13 protein-coding genes are annotated in these 14,689 nt (G+C 48.1%); 3 read left to right on the top strand and 10 right to left on the bottom strand.

Features of this window, described 5'->3' with window-relative positions; all coding sequences use genetic code 11:
- Positions 1–75: 75 nt before the first annotated feature.
- Positions 76–981 carry a LysR family transcriptional regulator gene (locus tag R7E29_RS22485; RefSeq protein WP_025622053.1) on the bottom strand — a complete coding sequence of 302 codons (906 nt, stop codon included), beginning with the start codon at positions 979–981 and terminating at the stop codon, positions 76–78.
- A 121-nt stretch (positions 982–1,102) separates the two neighbouring features.
- Here R7E29_RS22485 and xapA point away from each other — a divergent pair, with 121 nt between their 5' ends.
- Positions 1,103–1,927 carry a xanthosine phosphorylase gene (gene xapA / locus R7E29_RS22480; RefSeq protein ID WP_005379149.1) on the top strand — a complete coding sequence of 275 codons (825 nt, stop codon included), beginning with the start codon at positions 1,103–1,105 and terminating at the stop codon, positions 1,925–1,927.
- A 105-nt stretch (positions 1,928–2,032) separates the two neighbouring features.
- Here xapA and R7E29_RS22475 read toward each other — a convergent pair whose 3' ends face one another.
- Both R7E29_RS22475 and R7E29_RS22470 read right to left on the bottom strand, forming a co-directional pair.
- Complete coding sequence (locus tag R7E29_RS22475) at positions 2,033–2,644, bottom strand: bifunctional 4-hydroxy-2-oxoglutarate aldolase/2-dehydro-3-deoxy-phosphogluconate aldolase (protein WP_005394384.1); 612 nt, start codon at positions 2,642–2,644, stop codon at positions 2,033–2,035.
- Positions 2,645–2,653: 9 nt separating this feature from the next.
- Positions 2,654–4,030: a GntP family permease gene (locus R7E29_RS22470; RefSeq protein ID WP_005478622.1), complete on the bottom strand. Its 1,377-nt coding sequence runs from the start codon at positions 4,028–4,030 to the stop codon at positions 2,654–2,656.
- Between the two features lie 153 nt (positions 4,031–4,183).
- On the opposite strand from R7E29_RS22470, the gene R7E29_RS22465 reads away from it, so the two are divergent.
- Both R7E29_RS22465 and edd read left to right on the top strand, forming a co-directional pair.
- The gene (locus R7E29_RS22465) at positions 4,184–4,708 is read left to right on the top strand and encodes a gluconokinase (RefSeq protein ID WP_005467756.1); all 525 of its coding nucleotides are present in this window, start codon (positions 4,184–4,186) and stop codon (positions 4,706–4,708) included.
- Positions 4,708–6,504 carry a phosphogluconate dehydratase gene (edd, locus tag R7E29_RS22460; RefSeq protein WP_025768272.1) on the top strand — a complete coding sequence of 599 codons (1,797 nt, stop codon included), beginning with the start codon at positions 4,708–4,710 and terminating at the stop codon, positions 6,502–6,504. Before R7E29_RS22465 ends, edd begins: the two co-directional genes overlap by 1 nt.
- Positions 6,505–8,283: 1,779 nt before the next feature.
- Here the strand turns inward: edd and R7E29_RS22455 are convergent.
- From R7E29_RS22455 to R7E29_RS22425, 7 genes are all read right to left on the bottom strand, one after another.
- On the bottom strand, positions 8,284–8,613 hold the full coding sequence (locus tag R7E29_RS22455) for an SMR family transporter (protein WP_005478614.1): 330 nt from the start codon (positions 8,611–8,613) through the stop codon (positions 8,284–8,286).
- Positions 8,610–9,014: an SMR family transporter gene (locus R7E29_RS22450; protein ID WP_005379135.1), complete on the bottom strand. Its 405-nt coding sequence runs from the start codon at positions 9,012–9,014 to the stop codon at positions 8,610–8,612. Before R7E29_RS22450 ends, R7E29_RS22455 begins: the two co-directional genes overlap by 4 nt.
- 269 nt (positions 9,015–9,283) lie before the next feature.
- A complete protein-coding gene (locus tag R7E29_RS22445) occupies positions 9,284–10,219 on the bottom strand; it encodes a LysR family transcriptional regulator (RefSeq protein ID WP_005379132.1) in 936 nt (311 codons plus the stop codon).
- Between the two features lie 55 nt (positions 10,220–10,274).
- Positions 10,275–11,282 carry a substrate-binding domain-containing protein gene (locus tag R7E29_RS22440; RefSeq protein ID WP_005379123.1) on the bottom strand — a complete coding sequence of 336 codons (1,008 nt, stop codon included), beginning with the start codon at positions 11,280–11,282 and terminating at the stop codon, positions 10,275–10,277.
- A gap of 226 nt (positions 11,283–11,508) precedes the next feature.
- Positions 11,509–12,528 (bottom strand): SPOR domain-containing protein, encoded by a 1,020-nt coding sequence (locus tag R7E29_RS22435; protein ID WP_017636150.1) that lies wholly within the window; start codon positions 12,526–12,528, stop codon positions 11,509–11,511.
- A gap of 157 nt (positions 12,529–12,685) precedes the next feature.
- The gene (locus tag R7E29_RS22430; protein ID WP_054730225.1) at positions 12,686–13,636 is read right to left on the bottom strand and encodes an ABC transporter permease; all 951 of its coding nucleotides are present in this window, start codon (positions 13,634–13,636) and stop codon (positions 12,686–12,688) included.
- Between the two features lie 2 nt (positions 13,637–13,638).
- Positions 13,639–14,616 carry an ABC transporter permease gene (locus R7E29_RS22425; RefSeq protein WP_005379110.1) on the bottom strand — a complete coding sequence of 326 codons (978 nt, stop codon included), beginning with the start codon at positions 14,614–14,616 and terminating at the stop codon, positions 13,639–13,641.
- Positions 14,617–14,689: the final 73 nt, after the last annotated feature.

The following is a 14,689-nucleotide window of genomic DNA, read 5'->3' as shown; positions in this document are numbered from 1 at the left end:
TCTAATCGCATTGCTGATTTCAGTGAATCATTTGAAAAGGTCATCTTAGGATGACCTTTTTTTGTTATCCCATGCTTAACTCGCATTCTCTAATAATGTGCGAATAAACTCGGCTTTAATAGCACTCTCTTGCTTACCATCATGAATCAGACACAAGTCTGCACGCAGTGACTCTTTCAGCTTGATAAAACGAATCCCATGCCAATGATGCTGAGAAAACGTCGACGGCACCAACGTCACGGTATTGCTGTTTGCCACATACGCCATCAAGGTGCTTGGCTCCACCACTTGTTTGCCAATATGGGGGGAAAAGCCTTCTTGCAGACAGGCATTGATGATGAAGTTTGCCGAGGCAGAATTCGCCAAACTCATAAACGCAAACTCACACGCCTTTAAATCTTGGAGCCGCAGCAAAGATTTGCTGGCTAACTCATGTTGCTCCGACACCGCCACCACAAACACATCTTTGCCCAAAGACACCGACTGATACGGATAAATGTTGAGTGCATCGGCAAAACGTACAATGCCCACGTCGATTTTCTTCTCACTCAGATGCTTCTTTTGCGTCTCTGGGTTAAGGTCAAAAATGTCGGCGTGATAAGTGCTATGCTCAGCATGGAAGCGCTGTAACAAACGATCAAATCCGCCCCAAAATGCACTACTTACCACACCAACTCGCAAGATATTTCTCTGGTTCAAACCCACTTGCTGCACTTGATTGAGTGAGACATCCAAGGTCTGAAAAATCAGTTGGCATTTGGATTCCAACAATCGTCCGGCCTCCGTTAGCATGACGTTTCTTGAATCACGCTCAAACAGTTTGACGTTAAGCACCTCTTCCAACTCTTTGATGCGATTGCTCAACGGCGAATTGGTGATATTAAGGTTCTCGGCCGCCTTAGTGAAATGCTTGGTTTGTGCGACCTCGTAAAAGTAACGCAGCATCTTCAGCGTCACGCGCTCAAATGGTTCTGACTTCATGCATTGAGTCCTAGCGAATTTCATCATCCTCTTTTTAAGGATGATAGTAGCGAATAAAGCAAAGATAACCAGCGCAGAAAGTCACACAATGGAATCAACACACAACCAGAAGGTGACTAACATGAATCACGATCCAGTAATCGGCGCGCTACAAACCATTCGCGAACGCAAACCAAACTTCCAACCTAAAGCGGCGTTTATTTTAGGCTCAGGCTTAGGCGTATTGGCAGACGAGCTACAAGACAAAGTGGTCATTCCATACGAAGAGCTCGAAGGCTTTCCGGTTAGCACCGTGCAAGGCCACTCTGGTGAGTTGGTACTTGGCACCATGGGCGGCGTAGACGTAGTGTGCATGAAAGGTCGCGGTCACTACTACGAACACGGCTCAATGAAGGTCATGACAACACCCGTACGAACCTTTAAAAAGCTGGGCTGTGAGTTTCTGCTCGTCACCAACGCGGCAGGCTCACTTCGCCCTGAGCGTATTGATGTCGGCTCTCTGGTGGTATTTCATGACCACATCAACACCATGCCTGAATCGCCAATGATCGGTCCGAATGATGAAGAGTACGGCCCGAGGTTCTTCAGCCTCGCCAATGCGTACGACAAAGACCTGCGCGCAGAAGCGTTTGAAGTCGGCAAAGCCAATGGTATTCACCTCAATGAAGGCGTGTTTGTCTCTTACACAGGCCCCAACTTTGAGACCGCAGCCGAAATCCGCATGATGCAAATCATCGGTGGTGATGTGGTGGGTATGTCGGTCGTGCCAGAAGTGATTTCTGCGGCGCATTGCGGCTTACCCGTATTGGCAGTATGTGCGATCACCAACATGGCAGAAGGCTTGGGAGATGTAGAATTGTCTCACGCCCAAACATTGAAGTGCGCGAAGCTAGCCGAAGCAGATTTCATTCGCTTTATTAAGCGCTTTATGAAGCATCACTTCTAAAGCCGTTTCATTCCAAAAAGCAAAAGGGTCATCAAGTAACTTGATGACCCTTTTTCGTATCACGTTTTCTAACGTTCGGGGGTATTTCGGAGCCGTTTGTGCGTTTTACTTAACTGCGCGCACCAATTCAGCAATGCCTTCCCAATCGCCGTTGTCCATCATTGCGGTTGGCACCATCCAAGTACCGCCACAAGCTACAACCGATTTCAGCGCTAGGTAATCTTCCACGTTGGATGGGCTTACGCCACCTGTTGGCATGAATTCCACTGGGTAAACCGCCGTGAGTGCTTTCAACATGTTTACGCCGCCTGATGGCTCAGCAGGGAAGAACTTCAACGTACGCAGACCCATTTCCATCGCTTGCTCAACCAAGCTTGGGTTGTTTACACCCGGTACGATAGTCACGCCACGTTGCTGACAGTATTTCACTGTGGTTGGGTTGAAGCCTGGGCTAACGATAAAGTCCACGCCCGCTTCGATTGCGATATCCACTTGTTCTGTGGTCAGAACGGTGCCCGCGCCAATCAACAGTTCTGGGTACGCTTCACGCATGATGCGAATCGACTCCGCCGCCGCTTCGGTGCGGAATGTCACTTCCGCACATGGTAAACCGTTTTCTACCAACACTTTTGCCAGTGGCAGAGCATGTGCTACGTCGTTGATTGCGATAACTGGGACGATTTTGATTTCTCTTAATCGTTGTTCAAGTGTTGTCATGGGGAACCTCTAAAGAATAAAGCTTAATGTTGCGACGATAATAAACGCGATACCGCCAAGTAACGTTTCCATTACCGTCCAAGTTTTTAATGTGGTTTTCTCATCCATCTCAAGCAGACGAGAGACCAACCAGAAACCAGAGTCATTGAAGTGAGACAGTACCGTTGCACCACCCGCAATCGCGATTACGATAAAGCAAAGGTCGAGTTCACTCAAACCTGTTGATGCTGCCACAACTGGAGCGATAAGAGCCGCCGTAGTGGTTAGCGCTACGGTTGCCGAGCCTTGAGCAACACGCAGACAGGTTGAAATCACAAACGCCGCCACAATCACAGGCATACCTGTGTCTGTAAGAACGTCAGCCAGTGCATCACCAATACCGCTTGAGCGCAGTACGCCGCCAAACATGCCACCTGCACCCGTGACTAGAATAACACCACAGATAGGAGCCAATGACTCACCACATAATTTTTCTAGTTTTGCCATGCCGTAGTCTTTGGCAAACACAGCCAGACAGACAATCAAAGTAATCAGCAACGCAACTGGGGTTTTACCTAGCATACGTAGGAACTCAACCAGTGCCGTTTTGCCATCAATCAAACCTGCAACCGCCAGTGTGTTCAATACCGTATCCAAACAGATTAGCAGGACTGGCAGCACAAGGATGGTCATAACCGTGCCAAATTTTGGTGCGTTGCGCTCATCCACCATCGCTTCGCCATTAAAGAAGGCTTTAGATAGTGGGATATCGAATTTTTTGCCCGCGTACAAACCAAATAGGTAAGCGCCAAGGTACCAAGTTGGAATAGCAACCAAAATACCCACCACCAATAGCAGACCGATGTTTGCGCCAAGGAATTCTGCCGCTGCAACCGGACCTGGGTGTGGTGGAACAAACGCGTGCATAACCGCAAAAGCACCAGCTGCAGGCAACGCGTATTTAATTGGTGAGCCACCAAAACGAGCCGCCACACTTAGGATGATTGGCATCATCACTACAAGGCCAGCATCGAAGAAGATTGGGAAGCCAAACAGTAATGAAGCGACGCCCAAAGCAAATGGTGCGCGCTCTTTACCAAAGCGACCAATCAAAGTGTCTGCCAGCACTTTCGCACCGCCAGTCACTTCAAGAATTTTACCGATCATCGCACCGAGACCAACCAGCAATGCCACGGAAGCCAGCGTGCCGCCGAAGCCGCCCATCATGGTCGATACGACTTTCTCTGAAGGAACGCCAGTGGCGATTGCCGTACCTAAACTCACCATAGTAAGGGAAGCAAAAGCATGGACTTTCAGTTTAATGATCAGAACGAGTAACGCTGCAATGGCAAGGCCTGCAATCGTCAGTAGGAACGTAGGATCTGGGGCTTGGGTTAATTGCTCCATAGGTTCACCTTTAAGAATTATTGTTTGTGTTATGGTTCACATTTATTTCAGTTACCGGTAACATGTTACCGATAACATGAATAAGATAAACCCATATTTTAAAGTGAATTCAAAAATTGAGATCACGCGCAAATTTGGTTATGAGGATAAGTTATGGCTGGTAGTAGTGTCATCGTTATGGGCGTTTGTGCTAGTGGTAAAAGCACAATTGGTGAGCATCTAGCGAAAAAGCTAGGGCGTAAATTCATTGATGGTGATGATCTTCATCCACGAGCGAACATTCAGAAAATGGCATCGGGCCAGCCTCTGAACGATGATGATCGCAAGCCATGGCTAGAACGCATTCGTGATGCGGCGTACAGCCTAGAAAGCAAAAACGAACACGGCATTATTGTCTGTTCAGCACTGAAAAAGATTTACCGCGATCAGATCCGCGAAGGCAACGACAACGTGACCTTCCTGTTCCTTGATGGCGATATGGAGTTGATCCTTAATCGCATGCGTATGCGCAAAGGCCACTTCATGAAAGAAAACATGGTGAAGAGCCAATTCGAGACGCTAGAGCGCCCAGACAACGAGCCTCAAACTCTGATCGTCAGTATCGACGGAGACATCAGCGACGTGGTGGAACGCTCTGCCGCTGAGCTAATCAAAATGCAAGCGATCGAGGTGGCGTAATGACTCACTCTGTTGTTCTTGAGGTCACACAACGCTTGACCGAGCGCAGCCGTGAAGCGCGCGCTGCCTTTCTTGCTCGCACCGAAGTGCAAGCCGAAGCTGGCAAAGGCCGTGTTGGTTTATCTTGTGGTAACTTAGCCCATGCAGTCGCCGCTTCTTGCTCTTCTGAAAAGAAAAATATTCTCGATTTTACTCATGCCAATGTCGCGCTGATCAGCGCCTACAACGACATGTTGAGCGCCCACCAGCCGTACCAAGACTACCCAGCACAAATCAAAAAAGTGCTGGCGGACTACGGCCATACGGCGCAAGTCGCAGGTTGTGTGCCAGCGATGTGCGATGGGGTGACTCAAGGTCAAGCAGGCATGGATATGTCGCTGTTTTCGCGTGACTTAATTGCGCAATCAACGGCGTTGTCTTTGAGTCACAATGTCTTTGATGCCACATTACTGCTTGGCATCTGTGACAAAATCGCACCGGGGCAACTGATGGGCGCGCTGTCTTACGCACACCTACCAACGGCGTTTGTGCCAGCGGGTCTGATGGCAACAGGCATCAGCAACGAAGAGAAAGTCGACGTGCGCCAAAAATACGCAGCGGGAGAAGTCGGCAAAGACGCTCTGCTGGATATGGAGTGTCGCGCTTACCACTCTGCGGGTACGTGTACATTTTACGGCACCGCCAATACCAACCAGTTGGTGTTCGAAGCCATGGGCTTGATGCTGCCAGGTTCGGCATTCATTCATCCCCATACCCAACTGCGTAAAGCGTTAACCAATCACGCGGCTCTGAAAATCGCCTCAATGACGGCGGGTTCTGCACACTTCCGTCCGCTGGCCGAGGTGGTCACAGAAAAGAGCTTGGTCAACGGCATCATCGCTCTACTCGCATCTGGCGGCAGTACCAATCACACCATTCATATGATCGCCGTGGCGCGTGCTGCTGGCATCTTGCTCACGTGGCAAGACATCAGCGATCTGTCGGATGTGGTTCCTTTGTTAGCTCGCGTTTACCCGAACGGCCCAGCCGATATGAACGCGTTCCAAGACGCGGGGGGCGTGCCCGCGTTATTGCACCGCTTGAACCAATCCGAGCTTTTGCATCGCGATGTGAAACCCGTGTTTGGTGAATTTGAAGACCAAATGACGCTACCGAGCCTTGTCGATGGCCAACTGACCTGGACATCGTGCCAAGGCAGCCAAGACGGTGACGTGATCGCCAAACCAGACGCCACATTCCAAAATACTGGCGGCACTCGCGTATTGACTGGCAACTTAGGCAAAGCCGTGGTGAAAGTGTCTGCGGTGAAAGAAGAGCAACGCGTGATTGTTGCACCAGCGATCGTATTCCAATGCCAACACGAAGTGGAGGCCGCGTACAAACGTGGCGAGCTGAACAAAGACTGCATCGTTGTGGTCACACACAACGGCCCAGCGGCAAACGGCATGCCTGAACTACACAAGCTGATGCCAATTTTAGGGAACGTGCAAAAAGCGAGCTTTAAAGTCGCGCTAGTGACGGACGGTCGTTTATCTGGTGCATCCGGTAAAATTCCGTCTGCGATTCACGTTTCTCCAGAAGCCATTCGTGGTGGCGCGATTGGTTTAGTGCGCAACGGTGATTTGATTCGCCTTGATTGTCAAACGGGCGAACTGAACAACTTAAGCGACACCACTGGTCGCGAGTTGATTCATTTCGATACCGAATCGACCCAACAAACTTGGGGACGAGGCTTGTTTAGCGTGATCCGCCAAAACGTATCGAGTGCAGAAGAAGGCGCAAGCTTTATTGTTTAAGGCGAGAAGAAAAACCTCGTCATTCCGACGAGACTAAGCAAGATCAGGAATCTAATATCAACGAGCTGTGAAGCCAGAGAAAGTCCCCTCTGCCACTGCACTTTTTGTTGGTAGATTCTGAATCACACTCGTTCCTCGCTATTCAGAATGGCAAGCTTTGGAGTTGGCCTCGGTTCTTTCTAGAAACGAATGAATCCGTCATTCCGACGAGCCTAAGCAAAATCAGGAATTTAATATCAGCGTGCAGTGAAGTCAGAGAAAACTCCTCTGCCACTGCACTTTTTGTTGGTAGATTCTGAATCACACTCGTTCCTCGCTGTTCAGAATGACGAGCTTTAGGATTGGCCTCGGTTCTTTCTAAAAAACGAATGAATCCGTCATTCCGACGAGCCTCAGCAGGATCAGGAATCTAATATCGACATGCTATGACGTCAGAGAAAACTCCTCTGCCACAGCACTTTTTGTTGGTAGATTCTGAATCACGACCGTCCCTCGCAGTTCAGAATGGCAAGCTTTAGGATTGGCCTCGGTTCTTTTTAAACGAATGAATCCGTCATTCCGACGAGCCTAGGCGAGATCAGGAATCTACTATCAACGTGTTGTGAAGCTAGAGAAAACTCCTCTACCACTGCACTTTTTGTTGGTAGATTCTGAATCACGCCCGTCCCTCGCTGTTCAGAATGACGAGCGTTGGAATTGGCCTCAGTTCTTTCTAAAAACGAATGAATCCGTCGCTCCGAAGAGCCCAAGCAAGATCAGGAATCTAATATCAAGGTGCTGTGAAGCCAGAGAAAACCCCTCTACCACAGCACTTTTTGTTGGTAGATTCTAAATCACACTCGTCCCTCGCAGTTCAGAATGACGAGCTTTAGGATTGGCCTCTGTTCTTTCTAAAAAGCGAATGAATCCGTCATTCCGACGAGCCTCAGCAGGATCGGAATTTAATATCAACGTGCTGTGAAGCCAGAGAAAACTCCTCTACCACTGTACTTTTTTGTTAGTAGATTCTGAATCACGCTCGTCCCTCGCTGTTCTAAATGACGAACTTTAGGATTGGCCTCGGTTCTTTCTAAAAAACGAATGAATCCGTCATTCCGACGAGCCTCAGCAAGATCAGGAATCTAATATCAACGTGCTGTGAAGCCAGAAAAAACACTTCTGCCACAGCACTTTTTGTTGGTAGATTCTGAATCACGACCGTCCCTCGCAGTTCAGAATGGCAAGCTTTAGGATTGGCCTCGGTTCTTTTTAAACGAATGAATCCGTCATTCCGACGAGCCTAGGCGAGATCAGGAATCTACTATCAACGTGTTGTGAAGCTAGAGAAAACCCCTCTTCCACAGCACTTTTTGTTGGTAGATTCTGAATCACGCTCGTCCCTCGCTGTTCAGAATGACGAGCTTTGGGATTAGCCTCAGTTCTTTCCAAAAAACGAATGAATCCGTCATTCCGACGAGCCTAGGCGAGATCAGGAATCTAATAGCAAAATGCTGTGAAGCCAGAGAAAACCCCTCTTCCACAGCACTTTTTGTTGGTAGATTCTGAATCACGCTCGTCTCTTGCTGTTCAAAATGACGAACTTTAGGATTGGCCTCTGTTCTTTTTAAAAATGAATGAGTCCGTCATTCCGACGAGCCTAGGCGAGATCAGGAATCTAATATCAAGGTGCTGTGAAGCCAGAGAAAACCCCTCTTCCACAGCACTTTTTGTTGGTAGATTCTGAATCACACTCGTCTCTTGCTACTCAGAATGACGATATCTAGCATTCATTAAATTACATCAAGCGGTCTTCATCACTACGACGGCAGCAATCACCACAAAGATACCAAACCAGCCGATTGGCTTGAGTTTCTGCTTAAACAGCAAGGCTCCACCCACTGCGGTACCCAAGATACCGATCGCACCCCAAGAGGCATAAGCAATGGCTAAGTCGATCTCTTTCACCGCTTGTGCCAACAGCGTGAATGCTGTCAGTACCAACACAATCGCCGCAATGCCCCAGCCTTTATATTTAAAACCTTTTGAGCGTGTCAGCGCCATATTGGCCATGATATCGACCAAGGCAGCCATCACGACAAATCCAAATGACATCGTAAAAAATTGACTCATGATTCGCACCTTGTACTAGTAGAAAATGAACGTTCTTTTGCCGGTTTATCGGCATTTTTCTTGGCGTTAGGTTGACCATGTGATTCCCCTAAGGTCACACACACAATGCCAACAACGGCTAACATCAAACCAAACAACTCTTGATGGTTTAAGTTGGCATCAAAGGCGATGATCGACACCACGGTGATCAACGAGATACCTAACCCTTCCCAGACAGCGTATGCCACACCGATAGATATTTTCTTCGCGGCAAACGCAAGAAAGTAGTAAGAGATTGCGATCAGCACATACATTACGATGTAGCCCCACCACCCGTGCCCTTGTCCGATAAGAGACATAGTGCTGGTGCCAGCTACTTCGGCAACGATGGCGAGCAATAAAAATAGACGTGCAACTAGCATGATTAATCCTCCATCAGAAATTAAAAAAATGCATAACGGAGAATGGTGAATGTCGCGTACCTGTATCGACATTCAAAAAGTTAAAAAGATAAAAATGAGCCACTTCTCCTGACTATTTGAGATAAGATTAGCGCTGGGTAGGAAAAAGAGACAGGTAATTGAGATATTCATTTTTGAATATCTTAAGAAGTAAGTTGTCTATGTAATCACACAATATTGATAAGGTTAAAGCATCTACTCTCTCATTCAGCCGATGCCATAAGGTGACGTCACTGCGTAAAAATCAGCGGCGTATTGAGGGTTTGTCGCACCACTTTATGTAGGTGTCTGTGCAAAGGATGGTTGCGGTTGGTTTGAAGGAAACCGCCAGAGACAACAAACTGGCTAAACTCACGATTAACGGGTGGCATTGCGTAAGAGGCGAGTTCTGGCATCAACAATGCCGAGCTTTGACTGGCATACATAATCGCGTCGGTTTCTTGCAACATTTGGCAAGCCAAACGCAAATTATAGGACTTCAGTAACACTACTGGCTCATAACCCATGCGTCGATACTCGGACTCCACGGTACAAAGCGGTTTATATGACGCAGGCGCAGGCAAAGAGACGAGTGGTAGTTTGGACACCGTGTCCCAATCATTGCTGACTTTCGACAACGTTGGGTGGTTTTTGCGCGCCAAAATCACTCGTTTTTCAACGAATAACGGGCGCATGTAAATGTCTTTCGACAGCTCGGTCTCTTGGTCAAGAATGCAGTAATCGTGCTCACCTTCTAACATTTCATCGTGCGAGTAAGTATTCCAGCTGGAAAAGGCAAAGTGCGCTTTGGGAAAGGCTCGATGACAACCAGTGAGCAGTCGCTGCCCTTGCTCATCCATCAAATAAGGGTCAGTTACAATCGCAATCTGCCCTTGGTATTGCAGTGGGTCGAACACTTCAAATTCTTGCACCACTTTTTCCAGTGGTGCAACCATATTGTCGAACTCGGCGGCGAGACGAATCGCCATGGGTGATGGCTCTACCCCATGTGCTTTACGCACAAAAAGCGGGTCATCAAACACTTGCTTCAACTTCATCACGCCGCGGCTGGCGCTCGGTTGAGAAATGCCAAGCTGCATTGCGGCCAGCTTGATGCTGCGGTTTTCCACCACAGCTTTTAATAAACGCATTAAGTTGAGATCCAATGCATCCAGCTGATGTGCCATACCCTAACCTACCAATACCATTGATGAGCGAATACAAAGAGCAGTTAACAATTAGTTAAACACTCTCTCCCGACGTGATCTGATAACCCATATCGAAGACTTTTTCTTCTTGCGTTTCGCCTTTCAGGCGCGCAATTAATAGCTCTGCGCTCTTTACACCAATTTGGAAACGCGGCGTATCAACGCTGGTCAGTTTCGGGCTGATGGTTTGACCGATATCCAGCGCGTTATAGCCCGCCACTGCCAATTGCTGTGGAACTTGAATGCCACGTTGCTGCGCACTCAGCATGGTGCCAATTGCGATGTCATCGTTGGTACAGAACACCCCATCGAGCGTTGGGTGCATTTCCAGTGCGCGTTCGAGCAAATCATGCGCTAAAGAAAAACTAGAATGATCACCAGTTAATACATGTTTGGGTTCTAGCCCTGCTTCTGTCATCGCGCGATCGTAACCTTGCATCCGCAATTTGGTTCGCGTATCCAGACGCGCGCCAAAATAGACGATTGTACGCTTCCCCGTATCTAGCATCTGCTTAACCACGGTGTACGACGCATCTTCATGATCGAGTCCAACCGCCATATCAATCGGCTCCGATGGCAGTTCCATGGTTTCGACCACCGGAATGCCCGCATTTTTGATCATCTGTAATGTACGCGGCGTGTGATGGCTTTCAGTTAGAATAAGTCCATCGACTTGATAAGAGAGTAATGACGCGATCTTGCGCTCTTCTTCAAGCTCATCGTAGCTAAAATGCGCTAAAAGCGTCTCATAGCCATTGGCTTTGGTCACCATCTCTATGCCCTGAACAAAGGAAGCAAAAATTTGGTTGGACAAAGACGGCAGTAAAATACCAATGGCTTTACTGGAGGACTTTGACAACATCGCCGGTGCACGGTTTTCGATGTAACCCATCTCTTCAATCGCAGTCGCAATCTTAGCCCGAGTCTTTTCTGCCACCGACTCAGGGTTACGCATATAGCGTGAAACGGTCATCTTCGTGACGCCAACCTGGTCTGCGACATCCTGCAATGTCGTACGCGTTTTCTTATTCTGTTGAGCCATAAATATGTGATTTATCAGTAATGTTACAAGTAACATTATGACGAATAGACTCTCTGCCGACAAGCTCAGTGAAAATAATTCGCAAAATGAGATGAATATCAGTGGTAGAGCGTATTAGCAAACGCATCACAAAGAAACGCCACTTAAATAGCGATAATATTTGAGACCGCAAAAAAGCCCCGAACTCGGGGCTTTCTTCTATATTTTGACCGCAATATCTGAGTCGTTATTTCACGCACACCACGTTCAACAATGAGGTCCCGGTGAGCTGATTGGGCTCACGATCGGCGAACAAACCTTTCTTATCTTTGCCCCAATACGGCAGTTGCAGTGGCCATTGATTTTTTTCCATCACCCCAGACGCCCTCAGCGCTTTAAACTCTGCAGGGTTAGCTAAGTTCATACCCAGTTGCTGACATACTTTGTGCGAGTTTTCGTAGTTGAGGCGGTTCCACGGCTTACCATGTTCCATGTAAAACTGATTATGGTGATCGAGTAAATATGGGACCACGTACGTTTTGCCCTGCACTGAAGTTCTCAACCGAACTTCAATGTCATCATTTCCAGTGACAATTGGCTTCGCTTTGGTCTTAGCAACAGGCGTAGACGAAGAGCTATCACGCGAACTTTTTGCCTTGGTATCTGGCTTCTCTGCCCGCGCTTTAAAGGCGTCGGTATCAGCTCGCACAGCAGGAACTGGCGCGGGTTTCGGGGTCACCGTCGGTGTTGGCTTAACCGAAGATGCGGCTGATTTCGACGATACAGTAGATTTAGGTGTAGGTGGTGTTACTGGTTGTTTCGTCCCTTTCCCAACCACTCGGATGAACGCCTCTTTGTAATTCGACAAGGTTTTGACTCCTCGTAAGTCATCCCTCGCATCAGACAATGCCTTGTAAGGTCCAATCAAACAGCGATAGCCTTTGGATTCAGGCTTCATCCATACGTCAGTCGTGATTTTACTATAGAGAGGCTTAGCTTTCGCGAGAGACATAGGCTTGGGTAGCAATCCGCATTGAATCCAGTAAAGGTAGTTGCCCCCCTGCGGCACTTTCTTTCCCCATACTCCGTTACCAATTGGGCACGTTTTCTCAAGCATCGGTAATTCTTTCTCGCTGGCTTGAGTGGCTTGGCAAAGGAACTCCTCCGCCGATACTGGGCTAGAAAACTGGGCGCATACTAGCAACAAACCCAAAGCCAGGCTTGCTTGGAAGATACGAGATGGGTGTTGTGCCTTCTTCATTTCCATACACTTCACTCTAAATTAGTGGGTAAGGTCATTATGGCGGCAAAGCGCCAAAAAAATGTGAACAAAGAATAACTAGCAAAAAAAGAGCCGGAATTTGCATCCGGCTCTCAGTTTAGGAAGGAATTAAGTGAATTTACAACGCTTGGTGGGAAAATTCTTATCCTTTGTACAGTTTCGGGTTGAATACATCACGTAGCCAGTCGCCCAACAGGTTGATAACCAAAACCAATGTTACTAGCACGATGCCAGGGAAAGCAGTAATCCACCATGCACCAGAGAAGATGTAGTTAAAGCCGATGCTGATTAGCGCACCCAGTGACGGCTGATCGACTGGCAGACCCAAACCTAGGAATGACAGCGCCGCTTCCGACATGATCGCGTTCGCTACCTGTACCGTCGAGATAACCAAGATTGGCGATAGACAGTTTGGCAGAATGTGACGGAACATGATTCGCGGAGCTTTAAAGCCCATCACACGCGCCGCTTCGACGTATTCTTTCTTCTTCTCTGCCAATACCGAGGCACGAATAGTCCGTGCGTATTGCGGCCATTCAGCCACACCGATGATCACCACCAGCATCACCACCGCGTATTGGCTGTAAAAATCGCTGCCAAAGCTGGCTTTGAAAATGGCCGATACGATGATCGCCACCATCATGGTTGAGAACGATAGTTGAACATCCGCAAAGCGCATCAAGAAGCTATCGATACGACCACCGAAGTAACCCGCCGACAAACCAATGATGATACCCAGAATCAACTGAAGACCGACGGCTAAAAAGCCGATCGTCAAAGACAAACGAGAGCCGTAAAGAATGGTCGATAAAATATCGCGGCCTTGCTCATCAGTACCAAGAACAAAACGCTCATCGCCCTCTTCCATCCAAGACGGTGGTAGCTCTGAATCCATGATGTCGATAGACGTCAGATCGTACGGGTCTGTTGGCGCAAGAATCGGTGCAGCCAATGCCAATACTAAGAACATCATAAAGACGGTAAAACTCGCCATCGCCACTTTGTCGCGTTTGAAGTAATACAGAAAATCTGACTCTTTGAAACGCTGCCACGCTGATGGAGCAGGAGCTGGTGTTAAATTTGATTGGCTCATGATTAAGCTCCTTTTCCAGTTAGGTTCACAGTTGGGTTGATGATGCCGTACAGCAAGTCAACGATGGTATTGGTTACCACGAAGATCAGACCAACAAAGATAACGTAGGCAGTGATCAGCGGTGTATCTACACGGTTGATTGCCTCTAGGAAAAGGAAGCCAGTGCCCGGCCATTGGAACACGGTTTCAGTAAGAATGGTGTAGGCCACCATGGTACCAATCTGCACGCCACCTACCGTCAATACTGGTAGCATGGTGTTCTTAAGTGCATGTTGGTAATAAATCTTTTGTAAGTTCAAACCTTTTGCTTTGGCGAACTTAATGTATTCCGAACTCAGTACTTCCAGCATTTCTGAACGTACCAAACGGATGAACAACGGCAGCATGATAGACGCTAGCGCAATACAAGGTAGGATGAGGTGCTTGATACCATCAATGGTAAAGAAGCCAGATTCCCAACCGAGTACGTTAGCGGTTTCACCTCGCCCATAGGAAGGCAGCCAGCCGAGTTCGATGGAGAAGACGTACATCAGCATGATTGCGGTTAGGAACACCGGAATCGAGATGCCGACACTACTCATCGCCATAACAAATTTGGTAAAGACACTCTTCGGGTGAATCGCGGAATACACCCCGAGTGGTATAGAGAAAACGATAATGATGAGCGTCGCGCCAAACACGAGCTCTAATGTTGCCACCAGCTTATCGAGGATCACCTCAACCGCAGGTCGCTTGAAAAAATATGAGGTACCCAAATCACCTTGCAGTGCATTACCCACAAAGCGCGTGTACTTTGTGATAAAGGGATCGTTCAGGCCCAAGTCGTCGCGTAGCGCTTGACGCTCCGATTCCGAAACCGACTGACCTACAAGCTCACGCAGCGGATCACCCAGGTTGTCCTGAATGGCAAACGCCACCAAACTGATCACAAACATCACTATCAGTGCCTGAAACAGGCGCTTGACCAGAAACGAAAACATTCCTTGCCCCTTAACTATCCATAGATCTCTAAATTAGAGAGAAAATTCAGTCTAAATAACCCACTCAATCCGA

Source organism: Vibrio sp. Vb1729, from assembly GCF_033338655.1.
GTDB lineage: Bacteria > Pseudomonadota > Gammaproteobacteria > Enterobacterales > Vibrionaceae > Vibrio > Vibrio alginolyticus.
The sequence above is the reverse complement of the archived record's forward strand: the minus strand, read 5'-3'. Positions and strand labels throughout refer to the sequence as shown.

What these genes read in the sequence shown, in the direction of transcription:
- R7E29_RS22445 (WP_005379132.1), bottom strand. Translation starts at nt 10,219, where the DNA reads ATGGCACATCAGCTGGATGCATTGGATCTCAACTTAATGCGTTTATTA.
- R7E29_RS22430 (WP_054730225.1), bottom strand. Translation starts at nt 13,636, where the DNA reads ATGAGCCAATCAAATTTAACACCAGCTCCTGCTCCATCAGCGTGGCAG.
- R7E29_RS22450 (WP_005379135.1), bottom strand. Translation starts at nt 9,014, where the DNA reads ATGCTAGTTGCACGTCTATTTTTATTGCTCGCCATCGTTGCCGAAGTA.
- R7E29_RS22425 (WP_005379110.1), bottom strand. Translation starts at nt 14,616, where the DNA reads ATGTTTTCGTTTCTGGTCAAGCGCCTGTTTCAGGCACTGATAGTGATG.
- R7E29_RS22470 (WP_005478622.1), bottom strand. Translation starts at nt 4,030, where the DNA reads ATGGAGCAATTAACCCAAGCCCCAGATCCTACGTTCCTACTGACGATT.
- xapA (WP_005379149.1), top strand. Translation starts at nt 1,103, where the DNA reads ATGAATCACGATCCAGTAATCGGCGCGCTACAAACCATTCGCGAACGC.
- edd (WP_025768272.1), top strand. Translation starts at nt 4,708, where the DNA reads ATGACTCACTCTGTTGTTCTTGAGGTCACACAACGCTTGACCGAGCGC.
- R7E29_RS22435 (WP_017636150.1), bottom strand. Translation starts at nt 12,528, where the DNA reads ATGGAAATGAAGAAGGCACAACACCCATCTCGTATCTTCCAAGCAAGC.
- R7E29_RS22485 (WP_025622053.1), bottom strand. Translation starts at nt 981, where the DNA reads ATGAAGTCAGAACCATTTGAGCGCGTGACGCTGAAGATGCTGCGTTAC.
- R7E29_RS22475 (WP_005394384.1), bottom strand. Translation starts at nt 2,644, where the DNA reads ATGACAACACTTGAACAACGATTAAGAGAAATCAAAATCGTCCCAGTT.
- R7E29_RS22455 (WP_005478614.1), bottom strand. Translation starts at nt 8,613, where the DNA reads ATGAGTCAATTTTTTACGATGTCATTTGGATTTGTCGTGATGGCTGCC.
- R7E29_RS22465 (WP_005467756.1), top strand. Translation starts at nt 4,184, where the DNA reads ATGGCTGGTAGTAGTGTCATCGTTATGGGCGTTTGTGCTAGTGGTAAA.
- R7E29_RS22440 (WP_005379123.1), bottom strand. Translation starts at nt 11,282, where the DNA reads ATGGCTCAACAGAATAAGAAAACGCGTACGACATTGCAGGATGTCGCA.